The organism is Natronomonas sp. (assembly GCF_047616845.1).
Taxonomy (GTDB): Archaea; Halobacteriota; Halobacteria; order Halobacteriales; family Haloarculaceae; genus Natronomonas.
Window position 1 is genome coordinate 1 of record NZ_JBLGBY010000078.1, and the last position, 6,598, is coordinate 6,598.

Genomic DNA, 6,598 nt, shown 5'->3' on the forward strand with positions numbered 1-6,598 from the left:
GCCGAACGCCACGGCGAGAGCGTCGAGGTCGAGGAGGTTCGGACGGCCGGCGTCGTTCCCGACTGTGACCTCCTCCTCATGCCGGGCGGAGAGTCGACGACCATCTCACGGCTCCTCCGCGACGAGGGCATCGCCGAGGAGATTCGGGCGTTCGCCGCCGGCGGCAAGCCCATGCTCGTCACCTGCGCCGGCCTCATCGTCGCCGCCCGCGACGCCAAGGACGAGCGCGTCGAGACGCTCGATATCCTGGACGTGACCGTCGACCGCAACGCCTTCGGCCGACAGAAGGACAGCTTCGAAGCCATGCTCGACGTTGATGGCCTCGCCGAACCGTTCCCGGCGGTCTTCATCCGTGCGCCCGCAATCGACGAGGTCGACGATGGCGTCGACGTGCTGTGTGAAATCGATGGTCGACCGGTCGCCGTCCGTCAGGACAACGTCATCGGCACCTCCTTCCATCCCGAGTTGACCGAGGACTCCCGGATTCACGGAGTGGCGTTCTTCGAGTAAGCCGCGAGCTGTTTTCTCGTGGGCGCGCCGCTCTGTGCCGTTCGGCGGTGGGGCGCTCTTGCGGTGGCTGAGCGCTGAGCGCTGACGCCATCGGAGCCGTGTTCGGAGAGATTTTACCGCGTGGTCACGTCGTGCGGGTATGGACGCACACATAGAGGGCGTCCGCGTCGCGGAGACCCCATCGGGGCTCGCCGCGGTCGTGACGCTCGGGGTCGAGGACGAAGACGACATCCTCCCCATCTTCATCGGCTTCGACGAGGCCGCGAGCATCGCCCGCGGACTCGACGCCGCCGATATCGGCCGCCCGCTGACCCACGACCTCCTGCTCGACGTGATGGAGGAACTCGGCGGTCGCGTCGAGCGTGTCGTCGTCTCGGATTTCGACGACGCCACCTACGTCGCCGACCTCCACATCGAGACGCCACGGGAATCGACGACCGTCGACGCCCGCCCCAGCGACTCGCTCGCCCTCGCCGCGCGAACGAACGTCGATATCGACATCGACGACGCGGTGTTCGAGGACGGCCGCGAACCCCTCGCCGAGTACGAAGACCTCGACGACATCCGGGAGATGATGCCACAATGAGCGACGACTCCGACGTGCTCGACGACCTGTTCGACATCATCGAATCTCGCAAGGAGGAGCTGCCGGAGGACTCCTACACCGCCTCGCTTTTTACACACGAGAAAGGGGAGAACGCGGTGCTCGAGAAACTCGGCGAGGAGACGACGGAGCTCCTCCTGGCGGCGAAAGATGACGACCACGAGGAGATCGCCCACGAGAGCGCCGACATCATCTACCACATGCTCGTTTTGCTCTCGATGAAGGAGATGACGCTGGACGACCTGCGAGACGAGTTGCAGAAGCGCCGATAACTGACTACTGCGATTCGAAGCGATAGGTGACGATGCTGCTCGTGTCGTCCCACTCGAAGTTGCCGCCGTGTACCCGCTGCATGCGCTCTTTGTACGCCTCGAGCGACGACGACCCCTCGCGTTTCGCGTCGGCGTCGGTGAGGTCACCGAGCGTGCGTTCCTCGACGCTCGTCACCTCGAACTCCGTTTCCTCGACGGTGAACGTATCCCCTGCTTCCGCATAGCGGTTCGACGCCCCGCGGCTGAGCTGGGTGACGTCGCCGGCGAGGACGGCCTTCTTGATGTGGTCGTTCGGGAGCAGGTCGTCGGCATCGACGTGTGCCATACCCGGTGTACGGACGCATTCCATTTAATCGGCGCCGTAGCGGCATGCAGCGTCCAGATGGCCTGTGGAGCGAACACGGCGCTTATAGGGCCTGAACGTCTACCCATCGTATGCACTTCGAAGACCTTCCGACGACGCCCCGGTCGGAGGAGCTGGTCGACAAGGCGTTCTCGCGAGCGGCGCGTGCGGGGCGGGCGAAGCAGGGGATCGAGGCCCAGGAGTCGATGCTCCAGACGGCCGCGAACATCCTCTCCGATAACCTCCAGAACGTCGTCACGACGTGGCCCGATTTCGACCTCGTCGACCCGTTCTACTACGAGCTGGCCGATGCGACGCTTGCGGACACCGATGTCGGTGGCGTGGACGCGCTCCGACAGCACCTCTCGGAAGTGATGTGGGCCGGCCGACAGGCATCCCACATCAAAGAGGAGTACCACAGCCGCATCCGCGAAGCCAACACCGACACCGCACGGAAACTCCGGAAACAGGCGTTCGCCCGACTCGCGGACGTGACGGAACAGGTCGCCGACGACCTCCTGGCCATCAGCGAGGCCCGCGACGCGCTGAAGACGCTGCCCGACATCCGCGCCGACGAGCCGGCCATCGTCGTCGCCGGCTACCCGAACGTCGGCAAGTCCTCCTTCGTCAACCACCTGACGAACGCGACGAACGAGACGGCGGCGTATCCGTACACGACGACGAACATCAACGTCGGCCACGTCACGCGTGACCGCATCCGCTATCAACTGGTCGACACGCCGGGGCTGCTCGACCGGCCGACCGATGAGCGTAACGCCATCGAATCACAGGCCGTCTCGTCGCTGACGCATCTCGCCGACGCCGTCCTCGTCATGCTCGATGCAAGCGGCGAATGCGGCTACCCGCTCGAGAGCCAACTCGACCTGCTCGCAGACATCGAATCGCAGTTCGACGTGCCGGTCATCGTCGTCTGTAACAAGGCCGACATCTCGCGGGACGTCGAGGCCGACCACTATATGAGCGTCAAGAACGACGAGAACGTCGAGGACGTTCTTTCGGCCGCCATCGAAGCGGTCGGCCACGAAATCGAACTGCCGTTCGAGCAGTAGTCCGCCTCGTTGTTACTCCAGTAGCGCCCTGCCGAGCCGCGGCACCGCGCCGATCGCCGACAGCGAGAAGGCGGTGACCGAGACGGGCGAGGGGATGCGGTCGCCGAACACCCACCGATAGCCACGCACGGGCGTCAGCGCGCCCATCGCGATGAGCATATGCGCCGGGATGTCGACCGTCGCGTGCTGGACGGGGCGGCGATGGGGGTTGTGGTGGTCGAGGGAGACGATCCAGGCGCGGGGATATTCGCGTATCTGGAGATGGTCGCCGCGCTCTCGCTCGCGGTAGACGTTGACGGCGCCTTTGTGAATCGACCACGGGAAGTTCGACCGCTGGAGGTGCAACTCGGCGGGCAACAACGGCTCCTCGGCTTTCGGCACCCACACGTCCGCCTCGTTTCCGAGTGACCGCGCCAGCGTGATGGCCTCGTCCCAGCTGTCTACGGTCGGCGTGTCCATACGTTTCGTACGCGCGGCGAGAATATAAAGCGGGGGAAACGTCGTTACTTGTGCGTGGCGTTGTAGGTCACGCGAACCTGGTAGGAAACCGAGACATCGCCAGCCTCGACGCTCGTCGACGCGCTGTCCGTGGCGACGGCGGCGGCCTCGTATCGAACCGGGCGATAACTGCGCTCGGTCGCGTCGACGGTGGTGACGCCGGTGACTTCGAGATTCGTCGTGGCCGCGATCTTGTCAGCCTGCGTGCGAGCGTCGTTCAGCGAGTTCTCGATGGCCCGCTGGCGGAGTTCCTTGCGGCGCTCCTCCGAGAGCGTGAACTCGACGTGCTGTGTCTCGGCGCCAGCGTTGGTCGCTGCGTCGATGACGGTACCGACCGTTTCGGGGTCATCGAGCGTGATTTCGAAGACGTGCGCGCCGCGATAGGCAGGGGCGTCGCCTCGCTCGGAGCGGCGGCGCGGCTCGCGAATCCGGTAGTTGCTCGTCTTGTACGCGTCCTCGCTGACGTTCGCGTCGGCGAGGTTCGCCCGCAACGAGTCGGCGCCGGCTGCGAGGTCGTTCCGAACCGCGCTGGCGTTATCGCCGGTCGCGGTCACGGCGACGCGGACGACGGCTTTGTCCGGCGCGGCGCTCGCATCGCCGGTCGCATCGACGGTAATCGTTCTGTTCGAGTTCGCGTCCGGGTCTTCGGCACCGATGGGGGCGACCAGGGCAGCACCGACCATCGCCACTGCGAGCAAGGCGGTGACGACGACCAGGATGGAGAGCTTGTCTCGTGACATTACAATCGGACATCGGCGGGCAAGTGCCTATAAACGCCGAAAGCTCAAACGCGTCTTTGAGTCACGCTCACCCACGCTCGACTTCGAGGTACAGCACCTGCACGTCGACGGAGACGCCGTGTCGCGTTTCGAGGCGCTGCTCGATGGCTGGGGCGAGCCCCGACCGGCCGGCGTCGGGCGGGACGCCGACGGTGACGATGACCTCCGTTGGCCGCTGGAAGAGGACGTAGTCGGTCGTCGTCCGGACTTCGAGATCGACCAGTTCGTACCCCTCATACGCCGGGGTATCCAGTTCGGCGTTGACGGCGTCGCGGATATCCTGTTCCGTCGTCGCCGTCTGATATGAATCGTAGGTCACACCGCCCAAGAAGAGCGACAGGAGCGCGATTGCGGCGATGAGGACGCCGACCCGCTTGAGCGTGGCCGCACGGGCCTGCCCCTGTCGGAAGAAATGCTCCGGGCGATACCCGCCGTACCACAGCACGACGAGCGCGGCGAGATTGATGGAAAGGATGTTGACAGCCACGAGGACGGCCGATCCGATAGCGAGAGTGGGTTCGCCATAGGCGATACCGATGCCGACCGTCGCGGCCGGCGGGATGAGCGCAACGGCGATCATGACACCGACGAGGGCGGTCGAAACACCGGTCATAAGGCTCACGGCGCCGGCGACGCCGGCTCCGAGTGCGACCGCGAGCGAGAGGAAGTTCGGCGCGAGTCGCTCCTCGACTTCCGCGAGTGAGAGGGGGTCGATGCCGGGCGGGACGAGATTCGTCACCTGGACGAAGACGGCGAATGCCGTCGCAGCCACGATGGAGAGGACGACACCGAGAATCTGCAAGGAGACTCCGCGTCGGAACAAGTCGGGGTCGTCAACGACGCTGCCGACCGCTGCCGCCATCGCCGGGCCGATGAGCGGCGCGATGACCATCGACCCGACGACCGTCGCCGGCGAATCAAGGAGGAGGCCCGCGGTCGCGATAACCGCCGACACGACCGTCATCACGACGTAGGTTGGCAGCGCGGAGGCCAGTTCCTCGGCGCGGGCCACCAGTTCCTGGCGGGCGATGCGCTCTTCGCTGTCCTCCTTTTCGGCGTATTCCGCTTCGAGCTGCTCGAACTTCTCGGAGACGACCGTTTCGGCCCGCAACACGACGGTGTAGGCCTCCCGTTCGAGGCCGGCCTCGCGGAGTTCCTCAAGAATAGGTTCGACCGCGTTCGTCGGCAGCGGGAAGTACGCGACGGCGGTGTATTCGCGGCCGCTCGTTTCGTCGGTGACGACGTAGTCGATGCCCTCCTCGTCGAGCATCTCCAATACAGCATCCCGCTTTCCGGCGGGGATTGTCACCTGGACGAGTCGCACGGAACGGGCGTCGAACCCCTGGGCGATAATGGTATCGACACGGCGTGACCGGTCGCCTTATCCGCATCAGTACGCTACTGGGCGTATGTTCGATACACGCCCGAACCGCGATGCGGAGGTCGTCCTCATCGGGCGGTCAAACGTCGGGAAATCGACGTTGATGCGCGAGATCACGGGCCACACCAAGTTCGACACCGGCGGCAGCCCCGGCGTCACCACGAAACCGAACCACTACGACTGGGCCGCCGAGGATTTCGTCATCACCGACCTCCCCGGCTTCGGATTCATGTCCGGCGTCCCGGAGGAAGTTCGTGAAGACATCAAAACCAACGTCGTTCAGTATATCGAGGAGAACGCCGACAACATCCTCGTCGGCGTCCTCGTCGTCGACGGCAAAGCCGTCGTCGACATCATCGACCGCCACTCCGGCCCGGGCGAAATCCCACACGACGTGGAGATGTTCGGCTTCCTGCAGGAACTCGACATCCCGACCGTGGTCGCGGTCAACAAGATGGACAAGGTCGACGACCGCGACCAGCGACTCGACGACCTCGCGGAGCGGTTGGGCCTGTACCCGCCGTGGCAGCAGTTCGATGAGATGATCGCGCCCATCTCCGCGAAGCGCGGCAGCATCGGCCCGCTCAACGACGCCGTCCGGCATCACCTCCACGAGCACAAGCGGGACGACCTGTTCAAGTTCTTCTAAGCCGCGAGCGTGGCGCTTCGGATGCGCTCTCACTCGGCGATGAATAGTGGGTGGCTCGGATGTATAGCGCCTCGTCACAAGGGGCTCAGCGGGGGTAACAGCTCGTCATGGCCACCATCGAGAGATGTGCTCTGCAGGAGTAAGAATCTACGCTTGTACATCGGGTAACTGCGCCTGTACATCTCGCCTACGTAGCGCGGGCAATGGTCATCAAAAAACGAGCAGCAGCAGGCAGTCGAGTTCGTCTCTTTTCTAAGCAACTATACATCTTAGCAGAATCGCATATTTCCATAACCACAAGTCATAATTCTTGGCCTGTGTTCGAACCTCTGATTGGATACCCAGATACATTCCTCAAAATTGGGTATGAATACCAAATTTTTATGCCTGCAGTTGAGTATTTTGCTATTTCAAAACCGGACAAAGCACTACGGGTACTGTCCCTTCTTGTTGAATCAACGATAAGCAAGCTGAACGTGCAGAACGTAGCTG

The 6,598-nt window shown here is 63.9% G+C and carries 9 protein-coding genes; 5 read left to right on the top strand and 4 right to left on the bottom strand.

The window, feature by feature from the left end; translation table 11 throughout:
• The 3 genes from pdxT to hisE all read left to right on the top strand — a co-directional run.
• Positions 1–510, top strand: a 510-nt coding sequence (gene pdxT, locus ACI8UR_RS11890) for a pyridoxal 5'-phosphate synthase glutaminase subunit PdxT (RefSeq protein WP_415087910.1), incomplete at its 5' end; no start/stop codon positions are given.
• A gap of 139 nt (positions 511–649) precedes the next feature.
• Positions 650–1,096: a bifunctional nuclease family protein gene (locus ACI8UR_RS11895; protein ID WP_411715507.1), complete on the top strand. Its 447-nt coding sequence runs from the start codon at positions 650–652 to the stop codon at positions 1,094–1,096.
• Positions 1,093–1,386: a phosphoribosyl-ATP diphosphatase gene (gene hisE / locus ACI8UR_RS11900; RefSeq protein WP_411715506.1), complete on the top strand. Its 294-nt coding sequence runs from the start codon at positions 1,093–1,095 to the stop codon at positions 1,384–1,386. Before ACI8UR_RS11895 ends, hisE begins: the two co-directional genes overlap by 4 nt.
• 4 nt (positions 1,387–1,390) lie before the next feature.
• Here hisE and ACI8UR_RS11905 read toward each other — a convergent pair whose 3' ends face one another.
• A complete protein-coding gene (locus tag ACI8UR_RS11905) occupies positions 1,391–1,711 on the bottom strand; it encodes an ASCH domain-containing protein (protein WP_411715505.1) in 321 nt (106 codons plus the stop codon).
• Between the two features lie 110 nt (positions 1,712–1,821).
• Between ACI8UR_RS11905 and ACI8UR_RS11910 the strand changes: the two genes are divergently transcribed.
• Positions 1,822–2,799 carry an NOG1 family protein gene (locus tag ACI8UR_RS11910; RefSeq protein ID WP_411715504.1) on the top strand — a complete coding sequence of 326 codons (978 nt, stop codon included), beginning with the start codon at positions 1,822–1,824 and terminating at the stop codon, positions 2,797–2,799.
• A gap of 12 nt (positions 2,800–2,811) precedes the next feature.
• Here the strand turns inward: ACI8UR_RS11910 and ACI8UR_RS11915 are convergent, their stop codons facing one another.
• The 3 genes from ACI8UR_RS11915 to ACI8UR_RS11925 all read right to left on the bottom strand — a co-directional run bounded on the left by ACI8UR_RS11915 (position 2,812) and on the right by ACI8UR_RS11925 (position 5,400).
• Entirely contained in the window at positions 2,812–3,258 is a 447-nt protein-coding gene (locus ACI8UR_RS11915; protein ID WP_411715503.1) for a hypothetical protein, read from the bottom strand.
• A gap of 44 nt (positions 3,259–3,302) precedes the next feature.
• Positions 3,303–4,037 carry an SIMPL domain-containing protein gene (locus tag ACI8UR_RS11920; RefSeq protein ID WP_411715502.1) on the bottom strand — a complete coding sequence of 245 codons (735 nt, stop codon included), beginning with the start codon at positions 4,035–4,037 and terminating at the stop codon, positions 3,303–3,305.
• 67 nt (positions 4,038–4,104) lie between these two features.
• Positions 4,105–5,400 carry a TIGR00341 family protein gene (locus ACI8UR_RS11925; protein ID WP_411715501.1) on the bottom strand — a complete coding sequence of 432 codons (1,296 nt, stop codon included), beginning with the start codon at positions 5,398–5,400 and terminating at the stop codon, positions 4,105–4,107.
• An 85-nt stretch (positions 5,401–5,485) separates the two neighbouring features.
• Between ACI8UR_RS11925 and engB the strand changes: the two genes are divergently transcribed.
• A complete protein-coding gene (gene engB / locus ACI8UR_RS11930; protein ID WP_411715500.1) occupies positions 5,486–6,106 on the top strand; it encodes a GTP-binding protein EngB in 621 nt (206 codons plus the stop codon).
• Positions 6,107–6,598: the final 492 nt, after the last annotated feature.

What these genes read in the sequence shown, in the direction of transcription:
- ACI8UR_RS11895 (WP_411715507.1), top strand. Translation starts at nt 650, where the DNA reads ATGGACGCACACATAGAGGGCGTCCGCGTCGCGGAGACCCCATCGGGG.
- hisE (WP_411715506.1), top strand. Translation starts at nt 1,093, where the DNA reads ATGAGCGACGACTCCGACGTGCTCGACGACCTGTTCGACATCATCGAA.
- ACI8UR_RS11905 (WP_411715505.1), bottom strand. Translation starts at nt 1,711, where the DNA reads ATGGCACACGTCGATGCCGACGACCTGCTCCCGAACGACCACATCAAG.
- ACI8UR_RS11910 (WP_411715504.1), top strand. Translation starts at nt 1,822, where the DNA reads ATGCACTTCGAAGACCTTCCGACGACGCCCCGGTCGGAGGAGCTGGTC.
- ACI8UR_RS11915 (WP_411715503.1), bottom strand. Translation starts at nt 3,258, where the DNA reads ATGGACACGCCGACCGTAGACAGCTGGGACGAGGCCATCACGCTGGCG.
- ACI8UR_RS11920 (WP_411715502.1), bottom strand. Translation starts at nt 4,037, where the DNA reads ATGTCACGAGACAAGCTCTCCATCCTGGTCGTCGTCACCGCCTTGCTC.
- engB (WP_411715500.1), top strand. Translation starts at nt 5,486, where the DNA reads ATGTTCGATACACGCCCGAACCGCGATGCGGAGGTCGTCCTCATCGGG.